The sequence below is a fragment of the Streptomyces sp. NPDC001668 genome, assembly GCF_042893155.1.
Lineage (GTDB): Bacteria > Actinomycetota > Actinomycetes > Streptomycetales > Streptomycetaceae > Streptomyces.
The window spans coordinates 54,702-79,630 of record NZ_JBIAUQ010000017.1; the positions used below are offsets into that span (position 1 = coordinate 54,702).

A 24,929-nucleotide genomic window follows, 5' to 3' on the forward strand; every position below is an offset into this window, starting at 1 on the left:
CTCAACCATAGAGAATTGCCCCCTCCGCTTCTCTCGCGGAGAGGGCAATCAGATGAACACTCGGTAATTACTGTTACCGAAGGTAATCACCAGTCATACGGTCACCCGCCGGCGACCGCCGGGATGATGGAGACGCCGGCCCCGTCGGGCGTCGCCGTCTCCAGCCCCTGCTCGAACCGCACATCGTCGTCGTTCACGTACACGTTCACGAACCGCCGCAGCTTGCCCTGGTCGTCGAGAACGCGCGCCGCGATACCCGTGTGGTTCTTCTCCAGATCCGCGATGACCTCGCCGAGGGTCCCACCCTCGGCCTGCACCTCGGCCTGCCCGCCGGTGTAGGTGCGCAGGATGGTGGGGATGCGGACGGAAACGCTCATGTTCAGGACCTCCGGTCGGGTAAGGGCTTTTAGGGGCGCGGGGCTGCGCGACCAGCCCCCACCGGCCCGCAGACGCAACGACTACGCGAGGCCGGCCTCACGGAACGAATCCAGGTTGGGACGAATGGTCGCCGTCAGACCCGTACCCGCCACCGCGTCAAGCGTCTTCAGACCGTCCCCGGTGTTCAGCACAACGGTCGTGAGCGTCGGGTCCAGCACACCGTTCTCGATCAGCTTCTTGGTAACACCCACGGTCACCCCACCCGCGGTCTCCGCGAAGATCCCCTCACTCCGGGCGAGCAGCCGAATCGCGTCCACGACCTGCTCGTCGTTGACGTCCTCCACCGCACCGCCGGTACGACGCGCGATGTCCAGGACGTACGGCCCGTCCGCCGGGTTCCCGATCGCCAGCGACTTGGCGATGGTGTTCGGCTTCTGCGGCCGTACGACGTCGTGCCCCGCCTTGTAGGCGACGGACACCGGGCTGCACCCCTCCGCCTGCGCGCCGAAGATCTTGTACGGCTTGTCCTCGACGAGCCCGAGCTTGATCAGCTCCTGCAGACCCTTGTCGATCTTCGTGAGCTGCGAGCCGGAGGCGATCGGGACCACGAGCTGGTCGGGAAGCTTCCAGCCCAGCTGCTCGCAGATCTCGTACGCCAGGGTCTTGGAGCCCTCCGCGTAGTACGGCCGCAGGTTGACGTTGACGAAGCCCCAGCCCTCGCCGGCCGGGTCGCCGATCAGCTCGGAGCAGAAGCGGTTCACGTCGTCGTAGTTGCCCTCGATGCCGACGAGCTCGCCGCCGTAGATCGCGGCCATGACGACCTTGCCCTGCTCCAGGTCGTGCGGGATGAACACGCAGGAGCGGAAGCCGGCCCGGGCGGCGGCGGCGCCCACGGCGCCGGCGAGGTTGCCGGTGGAGGAGCAGGACAGGGTGGTGAAGCCGAAGGCGCGCGCGGCCTCCAGGGCCTGCGCGACGACCCGGTCCTTGAAGGAGTGCGTCGGGTTGCCGGAGTCGTCCTTGATGTACAGGCCGCCGGTCACGCCGAGCTCGCGGGCGAGGTTGTCGGCCTTGACGAGCTGGGTCCAGCCGGGGTTGATGTTGGGCTTGTCCGCCACGTCCGCGGGGACGGGCAGCAGCGGGGCGTAGCGCCAGATGTTCGCGGGTCCCGCCTCGATCCGCTTGCGGAGCTCCTCGGTGTCGTAGGCCGAGAAGTCGTACGCGATCTCGAGCGGGCCGAAACACTCCTCGCAGGCGAAGACCGGGCCGAGGGGGACGCGGTGGCCGCACTCGCGGCAGCTCAGCGCCGCGGCGGGACCCAGGTCGACGGAGTTCGTGGTGCTTGCAACAGTCTGCACAGCCATGGAGGCGAGGCCCTTTCCTCATCTTCCTCACGACGCACTTCGCCGTGAGACGGATTTGGCACCTTCCCTAATCGGGAGCCTCGCGGAGACGATCGTCAGCGATCGCTACGAGAACCGACTGGAGGGTTGCCGGGGCTTCATCGGGCCGTATCCCTCTGCCCCTCTGGATGAGCGGTATGAAGTTGTGAACGGCGGGCCACCCAGGACATGCGATGGTCATCCGCGTTGTTCAAGACTGTAACCGACGACCAGGACAGTTGAGAGAGTCGTCCGAACCGCGAGATGGATCACTCACGCAGAGGAGCCGCGCACTGTGCTGAACGAAGTCGAGCACTGGCTGGCCACCCGTTCCTGGTCGGTGACCGATCGCCCGCTGCATCGGATCATGGCCGCGAAGCGGAGCTCGGGTCAGACCGTCAGTGTCGTCCTGCCCGCGCTCAACGAGGAGGAGACGGTCGGTGACATCGTCGCCGTGATCCGTCATGACCTCATGCAGCAGGTCCCGCTCGTCGACGAGATCGTCGTCGTCGACTCGGGATCGACCGACCGCACGTCCGAGGTCGCCGCGGCGGCCGGTGCGCGGGTCGTCCACCGTGACGACATCATCCCGCGCATACCCGCCGTGCCCGGCAAGGGCGAGGTCCTGTGGCGCTCCCTGCTGGTCACCAGCGGGGACATCGTCTGCTTCATCGACGCCGACCTGAAGGAGTTCTCCTCGGACTTCGTCTCCGGCATCGTCGGACCGCTGCTCACCGACCCCGGGGTCGACCTGGTCAAGGGCATGTACGACCGTCCCCTGGGCGGGGCCGCCGGACAGGGCGGCCGGGTCACCGAGCTGATGGCGCGTCCGCTGCTGAACATGCACTGGCCGCAGCTGGCCGGTTTCGTGCAGCCGCTGGGCGGCGAGTACGCGGCCCGGCGCTCGCTGCTGGAACAGCTGCCGTTCCCCGTCGGCTACGGGGTGGAGCTGGGGATGCTGGTCGACGCCCTGCACCTGGTGGGCCTGGACGCGCTCGCCCAGGTCGACGTCGGGGTGCGCAAGCACCGCCACCAGGACGGCCAGGCACTGGGCCGGATGTCCGCCGCGATCTACCGCACCGCCCAGCTGCGGCTGGCCCGCGGCCATATGATCCGGCCCTCCCTCACCCAGTTCGAGCGGGGCCGGGACGGCTTCGAGCCGCGTACGTACTCCGTGGACACGGAGGAGCGGCCGCCGATGACGGAGATCCCGGAGTACGCGAAACGAAGGGCGGCGTAGACCGGCCCAGGGCCGCGGCCGAAGACGCTACGGGAACGTTTGAGCGGTTGGACACCGGGCTAGGTTTCGAGGCATGGCTTCATCGCACAACGCCCACGTACTGGTCGCGTCCAACCGCGGCCCGGTCTCATACGAGGTCCAGGAGAACGGCTCGCTGCAAGCCAGGCGCGGCGGCGGCGGGCTCGTCTCCGGACTGTCGGCGATCGGTCCGGAGGCGGGCGCGCTGTGGGTGTGCTCGGCGCTGTCCGACGGCGACCGCGAGGCGGTACGGCAGGGGGTCGGCGAGGACGGCGTCCGGATGCTCCCGATCCCGGCCGACGTGCACGCGGACGCGTACAACGGCATCGCGAACTCGGTCCTCTGGTTCGTCCACCATCTCCTCTACCAGACCCCGCTGGAGCCGTCCTTCGACGCGGAGTTCCGGCGCCAGTGGGCGTCGTACGAGACGTACAACCGCGCCTTCGCCGAGGCGCTCGCCGAGGAGGCGGCCGAGGGGGCGGCGGTCCTGGTGCAGGACTACCACCTGTGCCTGGTGCCGGGGATGCTCCGCGAACTGCGGCCCGACCTGCGCATCGCCCACTTCTCGCACACGCCGTGGGCGCCGGTGGACTACTTCCGGATGCTCCCCGACGACATCGCGTCCCAGCTGCTGCGGGGCATGCTCGGCGCCGACCGGCTGGGCTTCCTCACCCGCCGGTGGGCGGACGCCTTCACGGCCTGCTGTACGGAGTTCGCGGGCGGGCTCGGCCGGACGGAGGTCGGGGTGCACGGGCTGGGCGCGGACGCGGACTTCCTGCGGGCGCGCTCCCACGAGGCCGACGTCGAGGAGCGCATCGTCGCCCTGCGCGAGGAGATCGGCGAGGGCCGCAGGACGATCGTCCGGGTCGACCGCACCGAACTGTCGAAGAACATCGTGCGGGGTCTGCTCTCCTACCGGCGGCTGCTGGAGTCGCGGCCGGAGTGGCGGGAGCGGGTGGTGCACGTGGCGTTCGCGTATCCGTCGCGGCAGGACCTGGCGGTGTACCGGGACTACACGGCCGAGGTGCAGCGAGTGGCGGAGGAGATCAACGACGCGTTCGGCACGCCTGGCTGGACCCCGGTCGTGCTGCATGTGAAGGACGACTTCGCGCGCTCCCTCGCCGCGTACCGGCTGGCCGACGTGGCGCTGGTCAACCCCATCCGGGACGGGATGAACCTGGTCGCGAAGGAGGTGCCGGTGGTCTCCGACGAGGGGTGCGCGCTGGTGCTGTCGCGGGAGGCCGGGGCGTACGAGGAGCTGGGCGAGGACGCGATCGTGGTGAACCCGTACGACGTGGAGCAGACGGCGGCGGCCCTGCACGAGGCCCTGACGCTGCCGGCCCACGAACTCGCCGAACGCGCCAAGCGGCTCGCCGCGGCGGCGACGGCGCTGCCGCCGGCGCAGTGGTTCCTGGAGCAACTGAACGCGCTGAAGGCGCTGAGCAGGTGAGCATGAACCTTCCCACTCCCCTGACCACCGCCGGCCAGGAGGGCCTGCGGGCGATCCTCGCGGAGCCGCACCGCGCGGTGATCGGGCTCGACTTCGACGGGACGCTGGCGCCGATCGTGGCGGACCCGGAGAAGGCGTTCGCCCACCCCGAGGCGGTGCCGGCGCTGGCGGCCCTCGCGCCGAAGGTGGCGTCCGTGGCGGTGATCACCGGCCGCCCGGCGGCGGTCGCGGTCCGCAACGGCGCTTTCGCCGACGTGCCGGGCCTGGAGCATCTGACCGTGCTGGGGCACTACGGGGCGGAGCGGTGGGACGCGGCGACGGGCGAGGTCACGGCTCCCGCCCCGCACCCCGGGGTCGCGGCGGTCCGTGCCGCACTGCCGGGGCTGCTGGCCGGGACCGGTGCGTGGCTGGAGGAGAAGGGCGGCCGGGCCGTGGCCGTCCACACCCGCCGGGCCGCCGACCCCCAGTCCGCCTTCGAGTCCCTCCGCGGACCCCTCACCGAGCTGGCCGCCCGCAACGGCCTGATCGTGGAACCCGGCCGTCTGGTCCTGGAGCTGCGGCCACCCGGCATGGACAAGGGGGTGGCCCTCCTGAAGCACGCCCGCGAGGTCTCCGCCCGGTCCGTTCTGTTCGCCGGCGACGACCTGGGCGACCTGCCCGCGTTCTCCGCCGTCGACGACCTCCGCGCCGCCGGCACACCCGGCCTCCTGGTGTGCAGCGGCAGCGACGAGGTGACCGAGCTCCGCAAACGGGCCGACCTGGTGGTGGCCGGCCCGACCGGCGTGGTGAACCTGCTGCGAGCCCTGGCGGAACGACTCGCCTGACGGGGTACGGGGGCGTCGGCACGATGGACCGGCCGAGCCCCCGGCCGAGGTACCGCCGCCACGCGGGCGTGCCACCCGCGCCGCCCCCAGCCGACAGACCTGCCCCCCACCCAACTCCGCGACACCGGTCCGTCGGACCAGTCCCCCGCCCCGCTGCCCCCGCCGAGCGCTACCGCTCCGACCGCCGCGCCTCCCGCACCCTCCGCAGCCGGTTCACCGTCACCGGGTCGTGGGCGAGGGCGCGGGCGTCGTCCAGGAGGGCGTTGAGGAGTTGGTAGTAGCGGACCGGGGCCAGGCCCAGTTCCTCGCGTATCGCTCGCTCCTTCGCGCCGGGCCCGGCGAATCCGCGGCGCTCCAGGGCGAGGATGTCCCGCTCTCGGCGGTCGAGTTCCGCATGGTCCATGTCCGGAACCGTAACGCCCGCCACTGACAGCGACTACTCCGCGTTCTGCGCGGTCAGCTGCAGCGCGCGCAGCACCTCCGAAGGGTTCCCGTCCGGGCTCACCGCGGACCCGACCCGCTTCTTCACGGCCGCGCTGACCGAGGCCCAGGACGTCTTGCCCACCGGGGGCAGCTCCGCGCCGGGCAGCGCGTCGAGGAAGGGCTTGAGGTCGGCGTCCCGGGAGGCCCGGCTCATGACCTCGGACGCGGAGTTGGTCACCGGCAGCAGGTCGTACTCGCGCGAGAACGCGAGCACGTTCTTCTCGCTGTAGACGAAGTCGAGGAAGTCGCCCACCTGCTCGGCGTGCCCGTTCTGCTTGAAGGCCATCATCCAGTCGGCGACGCCCATGGACGTCCGGGTCTGCCCGTCGGTCCCGGGCATGGGCACCATCCCGAACTTCACCCCCTTCGCGGCGGCGCTCTTCATCAGCGAGGGGTGCCCGTTGAGCATCCCGACGTCCCCCGCGGCGAACGCCGAGAACGCGGCGGCCCGGTTCAGGTTCTCCGGTGCGACCGGCCCGGTCAGCCCCTTGTCGACAAGGTCGTCCTTGAGCCAGTTCAGCGTCGCCACGTTCTCGTCGGAGTCGATGCCGTACGTCCCGGTCGAGTCGACGTACCCGCCGCCCCCGCTCAGCAGCCACTGCATGGTCTCGGCCTGCGCCTCCTCGGGACCGAGCGGCAGCGCGTACGGGTACTTCACCCCGTCCGCCTTGAGCGCCTCGGCGTCCGCGGCCAGCTGCTTCCACGTCTTCGGCGGGGTGAGCCCGGCGTCGGCGAAGAGTGTCTTGTTCTAGAAGAGCAGCCGGGTCGACGCGGCGAACGGCATCCCGTACTGCATCCCGTTGATCCGCCCGGCGGAGCCGAGCTGCGCGACGAAGTCGGCCTGTTCCCGGATCCCGAGCAGGTCGTCGGCCTTGTACAGCAGCCCCTTGTCCGCGTAGTCGGCGTACGCGCCGATCTGCGCCATGTCGGGCGCCTGACCGGCGTCGACCTGCTCCTTGACCTTGCGGTCGACGTCGGTCCACGAGTACACGCTGACGTCGATCCGCACGCCGGAGTGCTTGGCCTCGTACTCCTTGACGAGCTTGTCCCAGTACTTCTGGGAGCTGTTGGCCGAACTGTCGCCGTAGTCGGCGGCGACCAGCTTCAGCGTCACCTCGTCCGACCCGCCACCGAGCCCGCAGCCTCCCAGTACCGCCGTCATACCCAGTGCGGACACCGCCGCGATCGTTCCCGTCCTACGCCGCCGCACCGACAACCGCCCCACACTCACGTTCGAAAACTTTCGAAAAGTCATACATATCTCGGAAGTAAGGTCTACACCACGTGAGTGGACTAGACCTCTTGCGGGTCCAAGGGCCACACTGTCCCCCGTGAGACATGTCATCGCCCTCGACGTGGGCGGCACCGGGATGAAGGCGGCCTTGGTCGGCGCGGACGGCGCACTCCTGCACCGGGCCCGCCGGGCGACCGGCCGCGAGCGCGGACCGGACGCCGTGGTCGACGCCATCCTCGACTTCGCCGCCGAGCTGCGCGCGTACGGCGCCGAGCACCTCGGCGCCCCCGCGGCCGCGGCCGGTGTCGCCGTCCCCGGCATCGTCGACGAGGAGCGGGGCATCGCCGCCTACGCGGCCAACCTGGGCTGGCGGGACGTACCGCTGCGCGCGCTGCTCGCCGAACGTCTCGGCGGCGTCCCGGTCGCCCTCGGCCACGACGTCCGCACCGGCGGCCTCGCCGAGGGCCGCATCGGAGCCGGCCGGGGCACCGACCGCTTCCTCTTCGTCGCCCTCGGCACCGGCATCGCGGGCGCCATCGGCATCACCGGTCAGGTGGAGGCGGGCGCCCACGGCTTCGCGGGCGAGATCGGCCACATCGTCGTACGCCCCGACGGCACGCCCTGTCCGTGCGGCCAGCGGGGCTGCCTGGAGCGGTACGCCTCCGCGGCCGCGGTCAGCGAGGCCTGGGCCTCCGTCACCGGGAACCCGGACGCGGACGCGGCGGACTGCGCGAAGGCCGTGGAGGCGGAGGACCCGAAGGCCCGCGAGGTCTGGCAGCACGCGGTGGACGCCCTGGCCGGCGGCCTGGTCACCGCCCTCACCCTCCTGGACCCCCGCACCCTGATCATCGGTGGCGGCCTGGCCGAGGCGGGGGAAACGTTGTTCACACCGCTGCGGGAGGCGGTCCGCGACCGGATCACCTTCCAGAAACTCCCGACGATCGTCCCGGCGGCCCTGGGCGACACGGCGGGTTGCCTCGGTGCCGGGCTCCTGGCCTGGGATCTCCTAGACAAGACCGACAGTTCGGAGGTAACGCCCTGATGGCAACCCCCCCAGGGGCGCGGGACAGCGTCGAATGTGCGGCTACCGCCGCGCGGGCGCGACCAGCCACAACGCACCCGCAGCCCGCAACCGGCACGTCGCCCCTCGTCCTGTCCGGCGCGACGGTCGTCCTCCCCACCGGGACCATCAATCAGGGCCGAGTGATCGTCGACGGCACCCGAATCACCGGTACCGCCCCCAAAAACGCCCAGGTCATCGACGTAACCAACCACTGGCTGGTCCCCGGTTTCGTCGACCTCCACAACCACGGCGGCGGCGGAGCCTCCTTCACCTCGGGCACGATCGACGACGTGCTCAAGGGCATCGCCACGCACCACGCCCACGGCACCACCACCCTCGTCGCCTCCACCGTCACCGGCGACATGGACTTCCTCGCCCAGCGAGCCGGTCTCCTCTCCGAGCTCGCCGAGCAGGGCGACATCGCCGGCATCCACTTCGAGGGCCCGTTCATCTCGCCCTGCCGCAAGGGCGCGCACTCGGAGGGGCTGCTGCGCGAGCCCGACCCCGCGGAGGTCCGCAAGCTGATCGACGCGGCGCGCGGGCGGGCGAAGATGGTCACGCTGGCCACCGAACTCCCCGGCGGCATCGACTCCGTACGGCTCCTCGCCGAACACGGTGTCATCGCGGCGGTCGGGCACACGGACGCGACGTACGAGCAGACCGTCGAGGCCATCGACGCGGGCGCCACCGTGGCCACCCACCTCTTCAACGCGATGCCGCCGCTCGGCCACCGCGACCCGGGTCCGATCGCCGCCCTCCTGGAGGACGAGCGGATCACGGTCGAGCTGATCGACGACGGCACGCATCTGCACCCGGCCGCACTGCAACTCGCGTTCCACCACGCGGGCGCACAGCGGGTCGCCCTCATCACCGACGCCATGGACGCGGCCGGTTTCGGCGACGGGCGCTACATGCTCGGCCCCCTGGAGGTCGAGGTCAGCGAGGGTGTCGCCCGTCTCGTGGAGGGCGGCTCGATCGCCGGCTCGACGCTGACCCTGGACCGCGCCTTCAAACGGGCGGTGACCGTCGACCGGCTCCCGGTCGAGGACGTGGTCGCGGCGATCTCCGCCAACCCGGCCCGGCTCCTTGGCATGTCCGACCGCATCGGCTCGCTGGAGCCGGGCAAGGACGCCGACCTGGTCCTCCTCGACCATCATTTCGACCTCAAGGGCGTCATGCGCCGGGGTGAATGGGTGGTCGATCCCCAACTGGGGTGATGTGTCCCGCTGTTGGGGCCTGCGGCATCCTGGGAGACTGGACGGGCACGTTTCTGTCTTCCGGGGGAGGTCGGCCCAGGTGATCCTCACGGTCACGCTGAACACCGCTCTCGACATCACCTATCGCGTACGGTCGCTGCGGCCGCACACCAGTCACCGGGTCACCGACGTCGTCGAACGGCCCGGCGGCAAGGGCGTGAACGTGGCCCGGGTGCTGGCGGCGCTCGGCCACGAGGTGACGGTCACCGGGTTCACCGGCGGCGCCACCGGCCGCATCGTCCAGGACCGGCTCAGCGCCGTACCGGGCCTGGTGGACGCGCTCGTCCCGGTCACCGGCCCGACCCGGCGCACGATCGCCGTCGTGGACGAAGAGTCCGGCGACACCACACAGCTCAACGAACCGGGTCCGACGGTGGCGCCCGAGGAGTGGTCGGCCTTCCAGGAGGCGTACGAGGATCTCGTCCCGTCCGTCTCGGCGGTCGCCCTGTGCGGCAGCCTGCCGCCGGGGGTGCCGGTGGGGGCGTACGCGGGCCTGATCCGCACGGCGAAGGCGGCCGGGGTCCCGGTCCTCCTCGACACCAGCGGGGAGGCACTGCGCCGCGGGGTCGCCGCGCGGCCCGACATCCTCAAGCCGAACACCGAGGAACTGTTCGAACTGACGGGCTCCCACGACCCGCTGCGGGCGACCCAGGACGCGCGTCGCCGGGGCGCCCGGGCGGTGGTCGCGTCCCTCGGCAAGGAGGGACTGCTCGCCGCGACCCCGGAGGGCCGCTGGCGCGCCGCTCCCCCGGCCCCGGTGCACGGCAACCCCACGGGCGCCGGCGACTCGGTGGCGGCGGGCCTGCTGTCGGGGCTGATCGACCGGCTCCCGTGGCCGGACCGCCTGACCCGAGCGGTGGCCCTGTCGGCGGCGACCGTACTGGCCCCGGCGGCGGGCGAGTTCGACCGGGCGGCCTACGAGGAGCTGCTGGGCCGGGTCACGGTCACGGGGGAGGTCAGCGCGGCGTGAGTGCTACGAGTCCACCCAGCCGTTCACCAGCCACAGCTGGTCGATCAGGGCGTCGCACTGGTTGCCCTGCTCACAGGACACCTTGATCGTGTTGGTGCCCTTGTTGAGCTGGATGTAGTTGTAGGTCTGCGTCCAGCCCTTCTCGTAGTCGCCTTCTTTCGCGTGCGCGTAGTTGTCCATGCCGACCGGGGTGGTGGAGGCCGTGCCGTTGACCGTGAGGGTGGCGGTGGCGTCCTTGCCGGGCACGCTGTAGCCCGTGTACAGGGAGTACTTGCCCTTCTTGGGGATGCCGTTGACCGTCCAGGTGACCGAGGATCCGACCTGGTTGAAGCCGGTCACGTAGATGCCGCCGTCCGCCTTGGCCCCCTTGACGTCGGAGGCCGGCGCGGCGGTGCCGCCGAGAGCCAATGTCTTGGCGTCGATCTTCGGCAGTTCCTTGGCGCTCGCCTCGTCGCTGCTCGACGGACTCGGCTCCGAGCTCTGTGACGTGCTCGGGGTCGCCGCCGCCTCGTTGCCGCTGTCGTCCTTCTTGTCGTCGCCGCCCGCCATCGCGATGCCGATGCCGATGACCACCGCGGCCACGACCGCGATCGCGCCGATCAGCAGACCCTTGGTGTTGGGGCCACCGGACCGGCCGCCACCCCCGCTGTAGCCCGGCATGGGCTGCTGGCTGGTGGGGGCCCCGCCCGGGAGGGTCTCGGGGGCCTGGTAGTGGGCGCTGGGCTGGCCGTAGCCGCCCTGGGTCTGCTGCTGCGGGACCTGGCCGTACGGGCCGTTCGGCGCGGCGGGTGCCTGCTGCTGGCCGTACTGGCGCTGGCCTACCGAGCGGGTCCGGTTGACGGAGTTCGGGTAGCCGTAGCCGTAGCCACCGCCGGAGGGCGGCTGGGCCCCGTTGGCCTGGCCGTCGGCGTAGAGGTAGCCGAACGGGTCGTCGTCCTCGGGCGTGCTCGCGCCGTTGTTGCCGGACGTCATCCCTTGGTACTCCTCAGCAGGTGCGGGTCGATCGATACGTGGAGTCAGAATGGCGAGCCTACCCGCTCCTGCTGGCCCAAACAGGTGACCCGGATCGCATCAACTCGCTGACCTGGGAATCAGCCCGCGCGTCGGTGCTGTTTGGGACGAGATCGTTTCTCGACGTACATCCGCTCGTCGGCTGACTTCAACACTTCGTCCGCGGTCATGCCGCAGTGCGCCCAGCCGATGCCGAAGCTGGCGCCCACCCGCACGGCCCGTCCCTCGGCGCGGATGGGCTGGATGATCTCGTTGCGCAGGCGTACCGCGAGGTCGGCCGCGTCGGCCTTGCCGAGCCCGTCGGCGAGGATCACGAACTCGTCGCCGCCGAGCCGCGCCACGGTGTCGCCGTCGCGCACGCACTGGGACAGCCGCCGGGCGACCTCGATGAGCACCGCGTCGCCCGCGTTGTGCCCGAAACGGTCGTTGATCGACTTGAAGCCGTCGAGGTCACAGAAGAGCACCGCGAGCCCCTTGGTGCCGTCGTCGCGCTCCCCCTGGGGGGCGACGGTGTGCACATGGTGGTCGAAGGCGTCGTACGCCTCGGTGCCGCCCTGCCGGAAGTCGAACCCGTGGCCGCCCGCGTCGAAGGCGGGGTGGCCGAAGGCCGCGTCGACGGGCTCCAGGGCGCCAGTGTGGGTGGGGCGCTGGCAGAGCCGGGAGGACAGCCGCGAGCGCAGCTCGGCGGAGTTCGGCAGGCCGGTGAGGGAGTCGTGGGAGGCGCGGTGGGCGAGCTGGAGCTCGCGGCGCTTGCGCTCCTCTATGTCCTCGACGTGGGTGAGCAGGAAGCGCGGGCCGTCGGCGGCGTCGGCGACCACCGAGTTGCGCAGGGACACCCAGACGTAGGTGCCGTCCCGGCGTCCGAGGCGCAGCTCGGCGCGGCCGCCCTCCGCCGAGGTGCGCAGCAGGGTGCCGATGTCCTCGGGGTGGACCAGGTCGGAGAAGGAGTAGCGGCGCATCGCGGACGCGGGGCGGCCGAGAAGGCGGCACAGGGCGTCGTTGGTGCGCAGGATGCGGCCGTGCTGGTCGCCGCCCATCTCGGCGATGGCCATGCCGGAGGGGGCGTACTCGAAGGCCTGCCGGAAGCTTTCCTCGCTGGCCCTGAGGGCCTGCTGCTCCCTTTCGAGCCTGACCAGTGCGCGCTGCATGTTCGCGCGTAGACGCGCGTTGCTGATCGCGATGGCGGCCTGGAAGGCGTACATCTGGAGCGCTTCGCGGCCCCAGGCGCCCGGCCTGCGGCCGTTGCGCGGGCGGTCCACGGAGAGCACGCCGATCAGCTCGCCGGACGCGCCGCCCTGCACGCCCGGCGTGTACATCGGCGCGAACAGCCGGTCGGAGGGGTGCCACTCGTCCTCGAAGCGGGGCGCGGGCCCGTCGGTGTACCACTGCGGGACGTCGTCGTCGTCGAGGACCCAGCCCTCGGTGTGCGGTATGAAGACCAGGTCGCCCCAGGTCTCCCCCATGCTCAGCCGGCGCTCCCAGGACTCGCGGGAGCCCACCCGGCCGGTGATCAGCGCCTCGGCGGCCTGGTTCCCGGAGAAGGCGGCGACCACGAGGTCGCCGTCGGGGCGCACGAGATTGACGCACGCCAGTTCGTAACCGAGTGCGGTGACCACGCCGTTCGCGACGGTCTGCAGTGTGTCGGCCAGGCTTCGGGCCGTGTTCATGTCGGCCATGACCTGGTGCAGCTGTCGCAGGGACGCAAGGCGGACGTACGGCTCCGACTCGCTCTCCATTGCTTGCCCTCCCCCCGAGACCTCGCAGTGAATCAAGGGTCATCTGTCCAGCCACTGAATCACAGCGCGCTGCCCGCTCGGTACACAGGGTCAACAATTGGCATCCCTTGTGACTCAAGTCACAGCAAAAGGTGAGCAATTGAACGGGGTTTCTGCGTTTTTCCTGTGTGCTAAATGAACACAAACTTTGGGTCTTTGCGAAGGCTCCGGCGCACGACCCCCCGGCGGTCGGTCACGAGACCTAGGTCCGGCCTCGGACGAAGGCCCGATGCGGGGCCCGCGGCGCCACGACTAGCGTTTCCGGCGTGTCGAACACTCCCGTCCCCACCGCCCCGATGATCCCCTCACCCGCCTACGGGCATGCTGTGGGGGTGAGCAACGACGAGTTCCGCGCCGCCATGTCCCGGCTGGCCGCGGGCGTGGTCCTGGTGACCGCGTTCGAGCCCCCGCTCGACGCCGAGGGCCCGGGGGGCGAGGACGTCGGCATGACGGCGACGGCGTTCCTGTCGGTCTCCCTGGACCCGCCACTGGTGCTGGTCAGCCTGCGTACGGGCTCCCGCATGGACGACCTGCTCGACGAGCAGCCGCTGTGGGCGGTCTCCGTCCTCTCGGAGAGCCAGCGGCACATCGCGGGCCGCTTCGCCATGAAGGGCCGCATCAGCGACCGGCTGCTGTTCGAGGACATCCCGTACGTCCGCGGCTCCGCGACCGGCGCCGTTCTGGTGGGCGGCGCGCTCGCCACCCTGGAGTGCCGAACCGAACAGCGCGTGGAGGCCGGCGACCACACCCTGGTGATCGGCCGCGTCCTGACGGCCGACGTGCCGAGCGCGGACGGCGGTCCGCTGACCTATTTCCGGGGCCGGTACCGGCAGCTGGGATGAATTCCGTGGCCGCGCCCCGGTGCTGCGACCTAAGGTCCCCGGATGACATTCGCACCCCGCCTCGAAGACATCACACCCGGGAATTTCGAAACAGCCACCGGCATACGCGTCCGGCCAGAGCAGGAATTCGCGGTGATGGCTTCGCCTGACCCCGGCTGATCGTCGACGGTGAGCGCACGCGGCGTTCTGATGGCCTTCCTCCACATCGACTGGCGCACCGAGGGGCACAGCTTGGTCCGCTCCGGCCTGTGGCACCTGAACATCGCGGCCGACGCCCAGGGCCAGGGCTACGGCCGTTTCGCCGTCGAGTCCGTCGCCGCGGAGCTGCGCCACCGGGGCATGAAGGAGCGGGGTCCTGGACCTCGCCTAGAGCAGGGTGATCTTCAGCCGTGCCGCCCTCTCCCGGTCCGTGGTGATGTCGATCACGCTGATCCGGTCGTGTACGAACGTGAACGCGAGCGTCCGCTCCACCCGGCCGTCCCGCAGCAGCGCGATACCGGTCGCGCCCTCGACGAGAGCGGGCACCGGGACACCGACCATGTGCCGCGAGTAGGTGGCCGCACCCTTGGCCACCGCCGACGCCCCCGTCGTCACCCCGGCCTCCGTGCGCACGACGACATCCGGGTCGAGGACGTCCAGCAGCCCCTCGAAGTCACCCTCGCGCGCGGCGGCGAGGAAGGCGTCGACCAGTTCGCGCCGCCGGGCGGGGGTGACGTGATCGGAGTCCGCGCTCCGGGCGCCCCGTACCCGGCGCCGGGCTCTGCTGGCGAGCTGGCGGGTGGCCGCCGGGGACTTGCCGATGACGTCGGCGATCCCGTCGTAGGGGACGGCGAAGAGGTCGTGGAGGACGAACGCGAGCCGTTCGGCGGGGGTGAGGGTGTCGAGGACGACGAGGAGGGCGCTGCCGACCGAGTCGGCGAGCAGGACGTCCTGCTCGGGATCGGGGACGGCGGCCGGGACCGGCGCCTCGGGCTCCAGGGGCTGTTCGGCACGGGACCTGCGGGAGCGGAGCATGTCGAGACAGACCCGCCCGACGACGGTCGTCAGCCAGCCGCCGAGGTTGTCGACGTGCGTGGTGTCCGACCGGCTCATCCGCACCCAGGCCTCCTGCACGGCGTCCTCGGCCTCGGCGGCCGACCCGAGCATCCGCCGCGCCACCGCCCGCAACTGCCCCCGGTGCGCCTCGAACCGCTCGGCAAGGAACTCGTCGTCGCGCATGGGGTCACCGCTCTCGTAGTCGTCCGCCGTCGATGAGTTGACGGTGAGACGGGGCACGATGTGACACACGCCGACGAGGGCGCCCCTTCAGGGGCGCGGGGAACTGCGCGAGAAGCCCCACCGGCCGGCACCGGACAGACGACCGACTACCCCCAGTCCCGCCCCGACCGCCCCCGCTTCGTGTCCGACCGCGCCTTCTTCTCCCGCAGCCGCCGCTCATTGATCCCACGAGGAATCCGGGTCGCCCGCCGCGGCTTGGGCGGCGGCGCGGTGGCCTCGGCGAGCAGCGCCGCCAGGCGTACGGCCGCGGTCTCGCGGTTGCGCCACTGCGAGCGGTGCTCGGAGGACCGTACGGTGACGACCCCGTCGACGAGCCGTCCGGCCAGCTTGGTGAGCGCCCGCTGCTTCCACACGTCGGGCAGGGACTCGGTGCGGGCCAGGTCGAAGCGCAGCTCCACCTGGGAGTCACTGGTGTTGACGTGCTGCCCACCGGGGCCGGAGGAGCGCGAGAAACGCCACATGAGCTCGGCCTCGGGCAGGGAGACGGAGCCGCGGATGACGTAGGGACCGGACATGGGGTCCATGTTCCCGCCCCTGTCCGGTCCACGTCACCCGAATATCGCCTGCTCGTCCCCCGTGCGGGCTTGGGTAAAGAAAGTAAAGAAGCGGGGAACCTTCGACACCTCTCGCGGCGTTCATAGAGGTAGCTGTAGCTTCGTGCCCGTTACTTAACGAGGGAAGGGACTCCCAACAATGGCTGTAAGCCTGTCCAAGGGTGGCAACGTCTCGCTCACCAAGGAGGCTCCGGGCCTGACCGCCGTCACCGTGGGCCTCGGCTGGGACGTCCGCACGACCACCGGCACGGACTTCGACCTCGACGCCTCGGCGATCGCGGTCAACACGCAGGGCAAGGTCTACTCCGACGCCCACTTCGTGTTCTTCAACAACAAGCAGACCCCGGACAGCACCATCGTCCACACCGGTGACAACCGCACCGGCGAGGGCGCGGGCGACGACGAGGCGATCAACGTCAACCTGGCCGGCCTCCCGGCCGACATCGACAAGATCGTCTTCCCGGTCTCGATCTACGACGCGGAGAACCGCTCGCAGAACTTCGGCCAGGTCCGCAACGCCTACATCCGCATCGTGAACCAGGCCGGCGGCGCCGAGATCGCCCGCTACGACCTCTCCGAGGACGCGGCCACGGAGACGGCGATGGTCTTCGGCGAGCTGTACCGCAACGGCGCGGAGTGGAAGTTCCGCGCGGTGGGCCAGGGCTACGCGTCCGGCCTGGTCGGCATCGCGCAGGACTTCGGCGTCAACGTCTAATCACTGCGATTCGCTGCGCTGAGCGTGAGCCCCTGGCCGTACCGGCCGGGGGCTCACGTCTGTGACACGAAGGCGGTCCAGGTGGCGGGGGTGAAGGCCAGGCGGGGGCCGGCGGTGTCGTTCTTGGAGTCACGGACATGGACCGTGCGGGGCGCTACCGCGATCTCGACGCAGGAGTTGCCGTCGTTGCCGCTGCTGTAGCTGCTCTTGAACCACGCCAGGTCGGAGACGTCCCCGGCAGCGGACTTGCGGATCATGTTGCTCCCAGCAGTTGTTCGATGAGGACCAGCGACTCTCTTGGTGAGAGAGCCTGCGCGCGGATCGTGCCATACCGCAGTTCCAGGATGCGCAGCTGTTTCGGATCCGAGGTCGCACGACCGTCGGAACGCCCAACCGCCGTTCCGTCGGGAAACTTGAGCATCTCGATCTTTCCGTCCAGACCGGAGTGCACCTCGGAGTTCAGCGGCATCACCTGAAGCACGACGTTGTGCAACTGCCCCACCTCCAGCAGGTGTTCGAGCTGACGTCGCCACACCATTGTGCCTCCGATGGGTCGACGCAGGGCCGCCTCCTCCAGCACAAAATGGATGGACGGCGCCGGAACGCGCTCGAAGACCGACTGCCGCGCGACCCGAGCGTTCACCATGCGCTCCACGTCGTCCGGCGAATAGGGCGGCTGCGCGGCGGAGATCACGGCCCGCGCATGCTCGGGTGTCTGCAACAACCCGTGGACGCTATTGCACTCGTACACCCCGATCTCAACGGCCTGCCCCTCCAACTTGGCCAGCTCCCGCACCTTCTTGGGATACCGGACCTTCTTCACGTCCTCCCAAGCCGCGGCGATGAGCCCACCCGCCCCCAGCACCTCGTCCGCCCTGTCCAGATACTCCTGCCGGGGAATCCGCTTGCCGCCCTCGATCTTGTAGACGAGGTCCTCGCCGTACCCCACCGCCTCCCCGAACTCCGCGGCCCGCATCCCCACGGCCTCGCGCCGCAGCTTCAGTTGCCGCCCGACGGTCGCGATGACCGCGACCCCCCACTCGTCGTCCGGGTCGACCGTCTCGCCGTCCACACTCATCCCGCACCTCTCCGACAGCCCGGACACGACCGGACAGGCTCCGGACAGTCACCGTACGTATTGACTCCATCACTGTTCACGGTATGCGAGCGCCGCCACGCTGAGTGACGTGAATCAAGAAACCGCCGTGATCCGCAACTTCAGCGTCCTGCTCTCCCCAACACCGCGAGGCGCCCGCCTGGCCCGACTCCTGGCGACGGAGCAACTCCGCGAGTGGGGACTCCCGTTGCACCCGGCGGAGCACATCGTGGCGGAGCTGGCGGTGAACGCGTCCACGCATGGCCGGGTCCCCGGACGCGACTTCCGCGTGACGCTCTACGTCGTCGGCGGCACCCTGCGCATCGAGGTCACCGACACCCGGGGTGACCGTCTGCCGCACACCGAACTCCCCGCACCGGACGCCGAGTCGGGCCGGGGCCTGCTCCTGGTGGACGCGCTCGCCGACCGTTGGGGCGTGGCGCCGGGTCCGCGTCCGCGCAAGACGGTGTGGGCGGAAATCGACCTGTCACCGAAGCCCGGAAACCCGTACGTCGGTGGTGCGGGCACCCTTTCCCAAAGAACTCTGGGGAGAAAGAACCCAGACCAAGCCCCACCTTTCCTCCCGCCTCGCGGCGCAGCTCACCCGCGCGGGTGAACATCGCCAACTCGACTGGATTTCGCCCCGGTTGCCTGCCCTACAGTCGGCGCAACACAACCGCAGACATGCAACGGCCCTCGCTGGGACTGGCATCCCAATGCGAGGGCCTGACCACCAAGGAAGAAGGAAGCTTCCCGGTGGCGCCCACCAAGGAAGAAGGCACTTCCCGATGGACACCCAAAACCCTAGCGCGCCCTCGCGCGCCCGGTCCCGTAACGCGGGCAAAAACCACCCCCACGCGGGGGGCCTCGTTCACGAGAACGCCCCGCACACCACCCGCTTCACGGTCATCGGCAACCACCTCGCCCAGCACCCGGAGCTCTCGCTCGTGGCCAGAGGCCTGGCCCTGTACATCCAGTCCCTCCCCGCCGGTGCCTCCGTCGACATCAAGACGCTCGCGACCCGCTTCCCCGAGGGCAGGGACCGTATCGCCGCCGCCCTGCGGGACCTGGAGACCCACGGCTACCTGCGCCGCGAACGGCAGCACCTCTCCGGTGGCCGCATCGTCACCCGCACGGTCTCCTGCAACCGGCCAGGTCACCGCGGCCGGGTCGGCGACGACCAGGCCCCCGGGCCGCCGAAGAAACGGCAACCGCCCCGCAAGAAGCTCCTGCCCGCCGTACCGCAGCCGGGCTACCCGGCCCCCGCGCTCATCCAGCAGGCGATCGAGCTCCTGGCCACCCTCCGCCGCCACGACCCCCGGCTGCTCCTGTCGGCCACGGACGCGGAACACCTGGCCCCCGGAGTCGCCGCCTGGCTGGAACGGGACGTGACCCCCACCGCCGTACGGGACGCCCTGACCGCGCGCCTCCCCATGGACCCCCTGCACCGGCCGGCGGCCCTCCTGGCCCACCGCCTCACCGCCCAGCTGCCCGCCCTGCCCCCGATCCGGCCCCCGGCCCCACCCCCGGAGGTCCGACACCCCCTCCAGACCTGCGACGGCTGCGACCGCGCCTTCCGCGCCCCCGACCCCGGCCGCTGCCGGGACTGCCGAGGCGATCTCCTGGAGGCCACCTAGCATGGACGGGACGATCCTGGCCCCTGGGCACAGACGAGGAGCGAGCGCCATGACCATCGCACCGGACGACGCGCGGCAGAACGCTTCCCACCTCTACCGGGCCATGAGGGACTTTCTCCAGTCCATGGACGACACCCTCCCCGGCAAGTTCGAGATCACCAAGGAAGGGATCGTTCACGACATGATGTCGCCCGTGAGGCAGCATGAGCTCACTGTGCTGCACCTGCGGAAGCGCCTGGAAAGGGTGATGCCGGAGGACGTCGTGGCCCACACGGGTGAACCCGACGTGGAGGCGGCCCCCGAAGGAATCATGCGCCACCCCGACGTCATGGTGATCCCCTGGGCGGACATGGAGGGCGACGGCTCCTTCGACCCTCGGACGCTGATCGCCGCCATCGAGGTCGTCTCCCGCTCCAACCCGGACAACGACTGGGCGGGCAAGATGCGGGATTACCCCCTCATGGGCGTCCCCGTCTACGCGATCTTCGACCCCCGGACCGCCACAGGCGCCGTCCTCACCGACATCCACCCCACCCCCGACGGCCCGCGCTACGCCACCCGCAAGGACTTCGTCTACGGCGAGGACGTCACCATCGGCGACTGGACGATCTCGACGGACGGCCTGCCGCGCTACCAGGACTAGGCCGTTTCTTTCGGATCATCTCGCTGACCAGATGAGGACGGCGGCGAGGTGGAGTGCGGCCTGGTAGGCGATGGCGAGTTTGTCGGTTCGTGGTCCCAGGTCGTCCGGCAGCACCAGGTGCCGTTCCTCGCCGTCGATGACGGCGACCCCCTGAGAGCCCCGCGCGATCGTGTCGACACGAGAGTGAGGGGCCGGCTGTGACCGCCGGCCCCTCACCGTCGGACGATCTTTCCCCGCGCCCCGCCTTTGCTCACGAGTTTGAGCATAATTCGCCAGTTTGGAAGGCACCGAAGGCGCAGCGGAATCGAACGTCGACCTGCGGCGCATGCTCTGTCAGTCCTGGAAGCCATGCGGCCCCGCCGCTGGGGAGCGGCGGGGCCGTGGGAAGGCGGTTCCCTACGGGCGGACTCCTCCTGATCGATGGTCAGAGCCATGATCAAGCTAGGTGTGGGGGCGTCCACTCGTGAACAAAGCCACCGGACCGGTCGTCGGGTCCGGCGAGCGCGGGGGAGGGGTGCGGGGCTTAGGACGCGGCCAATCCCTGCACCATCTGGCGGAGCAACTCCCGATGGGGCCCGATGAATTGGCCCGCACGATCGGCGTTCCGGAAAGCGATGAAGGTGGGCATGCTGGTAATTCCGATGTCTTGGGCCAGTTCGTAGTTGGTGTCGACGTCGACGGACAGGAACGTGACGGTCCCGTGCTGCGTCGAGAGGTACTCGAATTCGGGCGTGATGGACCTGCAGGGCGTGCACCAGTGGGCCGTGAACATGGCGATGACTCTCGGCTCCGAGTGGAGCAGCTCGGTGAACTGCTCGGTGCTGGTCACCTCGATCACCGCCCCTCCGGCACGTACGGAGGGAGCTTCGATGCCTGCCTGCTGCGCCGCCCCGGCTGTCGCTTCCTGGATTGCGGGGCGGGAGGTGGCCGGTGACGCGCTGGCGTACGGGGCGGCGGCGAGCGTCACGACCAGGGCGACGGCGGCGGTCCGGCACAGTCGGCGCCAGCGGGAGGGTGCTGGCCGGGGGGCGGGGGTGTGCGTGTTGGTGTTCACTGGTCAACGCGTATCGATTCATCTGTAACGACGGGGGGCAAACCGCGCTGCGCCACTCGTATGGACGGGCCGGGATTCGCCTCGACAGCCCAGCGCAGGGGCGCGTTCGTGCGGCACAAGCCGCAGCGTTCAATGCGGCACCTTGAGGAGGCCCTGGACACCGCCCGCGGCCTGCCGGGCGCCGACTCACACACAGAGTCGTACGAGCTGGAGGAACAGGTCCATCAGCGAGTCGGTGATCTCCGTCTGTCGCTTATGGCACAGCAGCGGTCAGCAGGGTCAGCAGGGTCAGCAGCCGTAGCTTCTCTCAGCAAGTTCACGACTCCCTTCCCCTCATACCTCCAGTCCGAACTGACCCGGGTGGGCCCGCCCCGACGGCGGTATGCCCCCGGCGAACTCGCGTGGCCACACCCCAATCGGCCTGGCCACCGGCCATAGAACGCCACAGATCACCGGTTGTGATACAGCTGAACCGCCAGCGGGATCACTGGGGTTCGTGTGAGAGTGGGCTCCCAGCGGGTTCTCGGAGCCGGTCCGGGTGGATTTCCGACCGTGAACTCGAGAACGATGCGTAACGGGTGTGCACGTCTCCGGCACACCGCTCGACGTTCTCGCCGCGACTATGCCTGGGCATCTCTGGCCGGTCGTGGCGACCTGCAGTCGTCCGACTGGATTCATGTGATCGGACAGGCCGGAAGACGTGAGCGGTGACATGCCGCTGGGGAGACAGCGCCGGAAGGACGGCTGGGGTTCCGCCCTCTCCAGGGGGGCCGGCCGTCACAGTCGCTCAACTACTCTGCCCCGCATGCTCCTCACCCCTCTCGACCTCACCCCCGACCACGACATCCCGGCCCCCTTCCTGACCGAGCTCACCGCCCTCTACGCCGCCAACCACGAGTTCTTCGCGCTCAGCGGTGACTTCCCGGACGCGGACGACATCCGCCCGGAGCAGGTGGCGGAGGCGCTGGCCGAGGAGCTCGCGCACCCGGACGCGGAGGTGCTGCTGGCCCGCAGCGAGGGGCGGCTGGTGGGGGTGGCCATCACGCTGGCCCAGCACCCGGACCCGGCCGACCCGGACCCGTGGATCGGGCTGCTGATGGTGGACGCCGATGTGCACCGGCAGGGCTACGGCCGCCGTCTCACCGCCCTCGTCGAGGACCGCTTCCGCACCGAGGGCCGTACCGCCGTACGCCTCGCCGTCCTCGACGGCAACGACCGCGCCCTCACCTTCTGGACCGCCCTCGGCTACGAGATCATCGACCACCGCCCGGACCGCCAGCACGCCCGCCCCTGCACGGTGTTGCGCAAGCCGCTGGGCGAGCGGGACTGACCGGCGTTCCTCAGGGCTGTTCCGGTTTCCCGTCCCCGTACAGCCACTCCTCCCAGACCGGCCCGAAGTCCTCGTCGGGGGCGAGGTCCTCGACGTACGTCGTGAAGTCCTCGGTGTCCACGGTGCCGTGGCGGTGGGTGGTGGGCCAGTCGCGGAGGAGGGCGCGGAAGGCGGTGTCGCCGAGGCGCTGGCGGATCTTGTGGAGGACCATCGCGCCGCGCTGGTAGACGGGGCTGTCGGAGAGGTGCGCGGCGCTGGACGGCTTGCCGGGCGGGAAGGACCAGAGCTCGGCGTAGTCGTCCTCGCCGTGCGCGTACAGATCGTCGAAGGTCTTCTGGGCGCTGTCGCCGCCGTGGTCCTCGTCCCACAGCCACTCCGCGTAGGTCGCGAAGCCCTCGTTGAGCCACATGTCCCGCCAGGTCCGCAGGGTGACCGAGTCGCCGTACCACTGGTGGGCGAGTTCGTGGACCAGGGTCACGGTGTCGGGGGCGCCGGGGAAGTAGGGGCGGTTCTGGGTCTCCAGCGCGTACCCGGCGTCGCCCTGGCGGTCGACGATCGCGCCGGTGGAGGAGAAGGGGTACGGGCCGAAGGTGTCCTCGGACCAGGACATGACGGCCGGGAGCTGTGCCAGCGCCTTCCGGCCGGCGGCGGCCTCGGCCGGGTCGACGGCGGTGCACACCGGCAGGCCGCCGGGCAGGGTGGAGCGCTGGATGTCGTAGTCGCCGATCGCGAGGGTGGCGAGGTAGCTCGCCATGGGTTCGGCGGTGTGCCAGGTGGTGGTCGTACGGCCGCCGCTGGTCCTGCTCGCCGTCAACTCGCCGTTGGAGACTGCCTGGAAGCCCTCGGGCACGGTGATCTTGAGGTCGTAGGACGCCTTGTCGGAGGGGTGGTGGTTGCCGGGGAACCACGCCATCGAGCCGGTCGGTTCGCCGAGGGCCACCGCGCCGTCCTCGGTCCGGAGCCAGCCCTCCTCCGAGCCGTCCGGGTCGGTGATCGTCCTCGGCGTGCCGGAGTAGGCGACGGTCACGCGGAAGACGCGGCCCTCGTCGAGGTCGTCGGGCGGGCGTACGGTCAGCTCCTGGCCGGCGCGGTTCCAGCGGGCCGCTTTGCCGCCGACGGTGACCTTCCTGACGTCCAGGCCGTCGAGGTCCAGGTCGAAGGCGGTCAGGTCCTGGGTGGCGCGGGCGGTGAGGGTCGCGGTGCCGGAGAGCCGGTTCGCGTCCGGGTCGTAGGCGAGGCGGAGGGCGTAGTGGGTGACGTCGTAGCCGCCGTTGCCCATCTTCGGGAAGTACGGGTCGCGCAGGCCGGGGCCGCCCGGGGTGCCGTGCACACCGCCGTCGCACGCCGTGAGGACGCTCACGAGGAGCAGGGCGACGGGGACGAACGGCGCGGATCGGGGCACGCGGTGATCCTACGAGAGGCCGCGTGACACCATCTCGTACGTGCTCGACATCGGCTACGCCCTCTCCAACCGTTTCCCGGACCCCCCGCAGACCGACTACCGCCGCGCGGACGTCCACGCGCTGCGGCACGACCTGTTCTGCGGAGACGTGTACCTCGCGGACACCAAGGAGGACCGGGAACTGGCCACAGCCTGGGGATGGGTGCCGGTTCTCGACTTCGCGTGGGCGCTGTGCGACATCGTGGAACGCCTCGACCGCGACCCCGCGGGCTCCCGCGCCTCCCGCCCCCAGCACGCGGAGCTCGACTTCACCGAGTCCACCGACCGGATGCTCTTCGAGCGCCGCTTCGGGTGGGTGGACATCGAGGCCGACTGGATGCCGGTGGAGGAACCCCCGCTCACCTTCTCCCACGCGGACCTGCGCCGCGAGGCCCGCGACTTCCTGCATGACCTGATCGCCGACCTGACCGACCTGCACGACGACCTGGGCGAGAACCCGGCGATCTGGACGCTCCAGGCCCGCTTCCCGAGAGTGGGATGAGCCACGGCCGGCCGGTCTCGCCCCGCTGTCAGCCCTCCACCCGGATCCCCACCTCCGCCGCCAGCACCGGCGCCAGATCCAGCAGCTGGGACGGGCTGATCACCGCTCCCGCGAGGCGGTCGACACCCCGGGCGATCTCCAGTGACGCGGCGCCGCGCAGGTCGACGTCCTTGAGGGTCGCCGCCGTGAGGTCCACGCCCTTCAAGGCGCAGTCCACGAACTCCACACGCTCCAGGCGGGCGCCGCCGAAGTCCGGTTCCACCAGGACGCAGCTCTCGAAGACGACGTCCTTCAGGACGGCCGTACGCAGATTCAGGTAGTCGATCTTGCCGCCCCGGATCACGACCCGCTCCAGCGCCGCCCCGTGCAACTGCACTCCGCCCAGGCGGGCGTCGATCAGCTCGACGTCCCGCAGGGTCGACTCCGCGAGGTCGGTGCCCACGCCCCGTATGCCGATGAGGACGGAGTCGAGGAAACGGGCGTGGTGGAGCCGGGTCTCGTCCAGCGCGCAGCCTCTCAGCGCGCAGTCCATGAAACGGGCCCCCGCCCCGTCCTGGCCCACGAAGTCCGCTTCCAGGAACTCCAGCCCGTCGTAGTCCCCGTCCGGCTCCAGCTCCCCTCCCCCGTGCGGCTCCAGCGGCGGCAGCCGCACCTCGGGCCGCCGCGCCCCCTTCACACTGCTCGCACTGCCCGCACCCGTCGCTCGCCTCACCATGCCCCCATCCTGCACCCCACCACTGACAATCCCCCTGACCT

General features: G+C 70.5%; 25 protein-coding genes, 2 pseudogenes and 1 riboswitch. Of the genes and pseudogenes, 14 read left to right on the forward strand and 13 right to left on the reverse strand.

What is annotated here, in order from left to right:
- Positions 1–101: 101 nt before the first annotated feature.
- Positions 102–377, reverse strand: a complete 276-nt coding sequence (locus ACFYZ8_RS37050) for a MoaD/ThiS family protein (RefSeq protein WP_359037845.1) — start codon at positions 375–377, stop codon at positions 102–104.
- 81 nt (positions 378–458) lie between these two features.
- On the reverse strand, positions 459–1,739 hold the full coding sequence (gene thrC / locus ACFYZ8_RS37055; protein WP_388540157.1) for a threonine synthase: 1,281 nt from the start codon (positions 1,737–1,739) through the stop codon (positions 459–461).
- 15 nt (positions 1,740–1,754) lie between these two features.
- A riboswitch (SAM riboswitch) is annotated at positions 1,755–1,913 on the reverse strand.
- Between the two features lie 139 nt (positions 1,914–2,052).
- Here thrC and ACFYZ8_RS37060 point away from each other — a divergent pair.
- The 3 genes from ACFYZ8_RS37060 (at position 2,053) to otsB (ending at position 5,289) form a co-directional block, all read left to right on the forward strand.
- Positions 2,053–2,997 (forward strand): glucosyl-3-phosphoglycerate synthase, encoded by a 945-nt coding sequence (locus ACFYZ8_RS37060; protein WP_359037841.1) that lies wholly within the window; start codon positions 2,053–2,055, stop codon positions 2,995–2,997.
- A 73-nt stretch (positions 2,998–3,070) separates the two neighbouring features.
- A complete protein-coding gene (locus tag ACFYZ8_RS37065) occupies positions 3,071–4,465 on the forward strand; it encodes a trehalose-6-phosphate synthase (RefSeq protein WP_388540154.1) in 1,395 nt (464 codons plus the stop codon).
- A 2-nt stretch (positions 4,466–4,467) separates the two neighbouring features.
- Entirely contained in the window at positions 4,468–5,289 is an 822-nt protein-coding gene (gene otsB, locus ACFYZ8_RS37070; RefSeq protein WP_359037837.1) for a trehalose-phosphatase, read from the forward strand.
- A 169-nt stretch (positions 5,290–5,458) separates the two neighbouring features.
- On the opposite strand, the gene ACFYZ8_RS37075 is transcribed toward otsB, so the two are convergent.
- Both ACFYZ8_RS37075 and ACFYZ8_RS37080 read right to left on the reverse strand, forming a co-directional pair.
- Positions 5,459–5,692, reverse strand: a complete 234-nt coding sequence (locus ACFYZ8_RS37075; RefSeq protein WP_359037834.1) for a DUF3263 domain-containing protein — start codon at positions 5,690–5,692, stop codon at positions 5,459–5,461.
- Positions 5,693–5,725: 33 nt separating this feature from the next.
- A pseudogene (locus ACFYZ8_RS37080) lies at positions 5,726–6,934 on the reverse strand (ABC transporter substrate-binding protein).
- A 169-nt stretch (positions 6,935–7,103) separates the two neighbouring features.
- Between ACFYZ8_RS37080 and ACFYZ8_RS37085 the strand changes: the two are divergent.
- The 3 genes from ACFYZ8_RS37085 (at position 7,104) to ACFYZ8_RS37095 (ending at position 10,295) form a co-directional block, all read left to right on the forward strand.
- Positions 7,104–8,048 (forward strand): ROK family protein, encoded by a 945-nt coding sequence (locus ACFYZ8_RS37085; protein ID WP_388540152.1) that lies wholly within the window; start codon positions 7,104–7,106, stop codon positions 8,046–8,048.
- Positions 8,048–9,286, forward strand: coding sequence for an N-acetylglucosamine-6-phosphate deacetylase (gene nagA, locus ACFYZ8_RS37090; protein ID WP_388540150.1), 1,239 nt, complete (start codon positions 8,048–8,050; stop codon positions 9,284–9,286). Before ACFYZ8_RS37085 ends, nagA begins: the two co-directional genes overlap by 1 nt.
- Before the next feature lie 79 nt (positions 9,287–9,365).
- Positions 9,366–10,295 (forward strand): 1-phosphofructokinase family hexose kinase, encoded by a 930-nt coding sequence (locus ACFYZ8_RS37095; protein ID WP_388540147.1) that lies wholly within the window; start codon positions 9,366–9,368, stop codon positions 10,293–10,295.
- A gap of 3 nt (positions 10,296–10,298) precedes the next feature.
- On the opposite strand, the gene ACFYZ8_RS37100 is transcribed toward ACFYZ8_RS37095, so the two are convergent.
- Together ACFYZ8_RS37100 and cdgB are read right to left on the reverse strand one after the other, a co-directional pair.
- Complete coding sequence (locus ACFYZ8_RS37100) at positions 10,299–11,267, reverse strand: CBM35 domain-containing protein (RefSeq protein ID WP_359037825.1); 969 nt, start codon at positions 11,265–11,267, stop codon at positions 10,299–10,301.
- 119 nt (positions 11,268–11,386) lie between these two features.
- A complete protein-coding gene (cdgB, locus tag ACFYZ8_RS37105) occupies positions 11,387–13,042 on the reverse strand; it encodes a diguanylate cyclase CdgB (RefSeq protein WP_359037823.1) in 1,656 nt (551 codons plus the stop codon).
- Between the two features lie 335 nt (positions 13,043–13,377).
- Here cdgB and ACFYZ8_RS37110 point away from each other — a divergent pair, with 335 nt between their 5' ends.
- Both ACFYZ8_RS37110 and ACFYZ8_RS37115 read left to right on the forward strand, forming a co-directional pair.
- A complete protein-coding gene (locus tag ACFYZ8_RS37110) occupies positions 13,378–13,923 on the forward strand; it encodes a flavin reductase family protein (RefSeq protein ID WP_388540242.1) in 546 nt (181 codons plus the stop codon).
- 42 nt (positions 13,924–13,965) lie between these two features.
- Positions 13,966–14,271 (forward strand): annotated as a pseudogene (locus ACFYZ8_RS37115) (GNAT family N-acetyltransferase); the annotation flags it as partial.
- A gap of 18 nt (positions 14,272–14,289) precedes the next feature.
- Here the strand turns inward: ACFYZ8_RS37115 and ACFYZ8_RS37120 are convergent.
- Both ACFYZ8_RS37120 and arfB read right to left on the reverse strand, forming a co-directional pair.
- Positions 14,290–15,141 (reverse strand): sigma-70 family RNA polymerase sigma factor, encoded by an 852-nt coding sequence (locus tag ACFYZ8_RS37120; RefSeq protein ID WP_388540239.1) that lies wholly within the window; start codon positions 15,139–15,141, stop codon positions 14,290–14,292.
- Between the two features lie 146 nt (positions 15,142–15,287).
- Positions 15,288–15,725: an alternative ribosome rescue aminoacyl-tRNA hydrolase ArfB gene (gene arfB, locus ACFYZ8_RS37125; RefSeq protein ID WP_388540144.1), complete on the reverse strand. Its 438-nt coding sequence runs from the start codon at positions 15,723–15,725 to the stop codon at positions 15,288–15,290.
- A 169-nt stretch (positions 15,726–15,894) separates the two neighbouring features.
- Here arfB and ACFYZ8_RS37130 point away from each other — a divergent pair, with 169 nt between their 5' ends.
- Positions 15,895–16,470, forward strand: coding sequence for a TerD family protein (locus tag ACFYZ8_RS37130; protein WP_037709701.1), 576 nt, complete (start codon positions 15,895–15,897; stop codon positions 16,468–16,470).
- A 53-nt stretch (positions 16,471–16,523) separates the two neighbouring features.
- Here ACFYZ8_RS37130 and ACFYZ8_RS37135 read toward each other — a convergent pair whose 3' ends face one another.
- Positions 16,524–16,727 (reverse strand): DUF397 domain-containing protein, encoded by a 204-nt coding sequence (locus tag ACFYZ8_RS37135; protein ID WP_388540141.1) that lies wholly within the window; start codon positions 16,725–16,727, stop codon positions 16,524–16,526.
- Entirely contained in the window at positions 16,724–17,548 is an 825-nt protein-coding gene (locus tag ACFYZ8_RS37140; RefSeq protein ID WP_388540138.1) for a helix-turn-helix domain-containing protein, read from the reverse strand. Before ACFYZ8_RS37140 ends, ACFYZ8_RS37135 begins: the two co-directional genes overlap by 4 nt.
- Positions 17,549–17,657: 109 nt before the next feature.
- Here ACFYZ8_RS37140 and ACFYZ8_RS37145 point away from each other — a divergent pair, with 109 nt between their 5' ends.
- The 3 genes from ACFYZ8_RS37145 to ACFYZ8_RS37155 all read left to right on the forward strand — a co-directional run bounded on the left by ACFYZ8_RS37145 (position 17,658) and on the right by ACFYZ8_RS37155 (position 19,846).
- Positions 17,658–18,182, forward strand: coding sequence for an ATP-binding protein (locus ACFYZ8_RS37145; RefSeq protein ID WP_388540135.1), 525 nt, complete (start codon positions 17,658–17,660; stop codon positions 18,180–18,182).
- A gap of 172 nt (positions 18,183–18,354) precedes the next feature.
- Entirely contained in the window at positions 18,355–19,203 is an 849-nt protein-coding gene (locus tag ACFYZ8_RS37150) for a helix-turn-helix domain-containing protein (RefSeq protein WP_388540132.1), read from the forward strand.
- 49 nt (positions 19,204–19,252) lie between these two features.
- Positions 19,253–19,846 (forward strand): Uma2 family endonuclease, encoded by a 594-nt coding sequence (locus tag ACFYZ8_RS37155; RefSeq protein ID WP_359037807.1) that lies wholly within the window; start codon positions 19,253–19,255, stop codon positions 19,844–19,846.
- Positions 19,847–20,369: 523 nt separating this feature from the next.
- On the opposite strand, the gene ACFYZ8_RS37160 is transcribed toward ACFYZ8_RS37155, so the two are convergent.
- Positions 20,370–20,900, reverse strand: a complete 531-nt coding sequence (locus ACFYZ8_RS37160) for a thioredoxin family protein (protein WP_388540128.1) — start codon at positions 20,898–20,900, stop codon at positions 20,370–20,372.
- An 805-nt stretch (positions 20,901–21,705) separates the two neighbouring features.
- On the opposite strand from ACFYZ8_RS37160, the gene ACFYZ8_RS37165 reads away from it, so the two are divergent.
- A complete protein-coding gene (locus ACFYZ8_RS37165) occupies positions 21,706–22,230 on the forward strand; it encodes a GNAT family N-acetyltransferase (RefSeq protein ID WP_359037803.1) in 525 nt (174 codons plus the stop codon).
- Positions 22,231–22,240: 10 nt separating this feature from the next.
- Here the strand turns inward: ACFYZ8_RS37165 and ACFYZ8_RS37170 are convergent, their stop codons facing one another.
- Positions 22,241–23,632 carry a M1 family metallopeptidase gene (locus ACFYZ8_RS37170; RefSeq protein ID WP_388540125.1) on the reverse strand — a complete coding sequence of 464 codons (1,392 nt, stop codon included), beginning with the start codon at positions 23,630–23,632 and terminating at the stop codon, positions 22,241–22,243.
- A gap of 40 nt (positions 23,633–23,672) precedes the next feature.
- Between ACFYZ8_RS37170 and ACFYZ8_RS37175 the strand changes: the two genes are divergently transcribed.
- Complete coding sequence (locus tag ACFYZ8_RS37175; RefSeq protein ID WP_388540123.1) at positions 23,673–24,173, forward strand: hypothetical protein; 501 nt, start codon at positions 23,673–23,675, stop codon at positions 24,171–24,173.
- Between the two features lie 28 nt (positions 24,174–24,201).
- Here ACFYZ8_RS37175 and ACFYZ8_RS37180 read toward each other — a convergent pair whose 3' ends face one another.
- Complete coding sequence (locus ACFYZ8_RS37180; RefSeq protein WP_388540120.1) at positions 24,202–24,888, reverse strand: pentapeptide repeat-containing protein; 687 nt, start codon at positions 24,886–24,888, stop codon at positions 24,202–24,204.
- Positions 24,889–24,929: the final 41 nt, after the last annotated feature.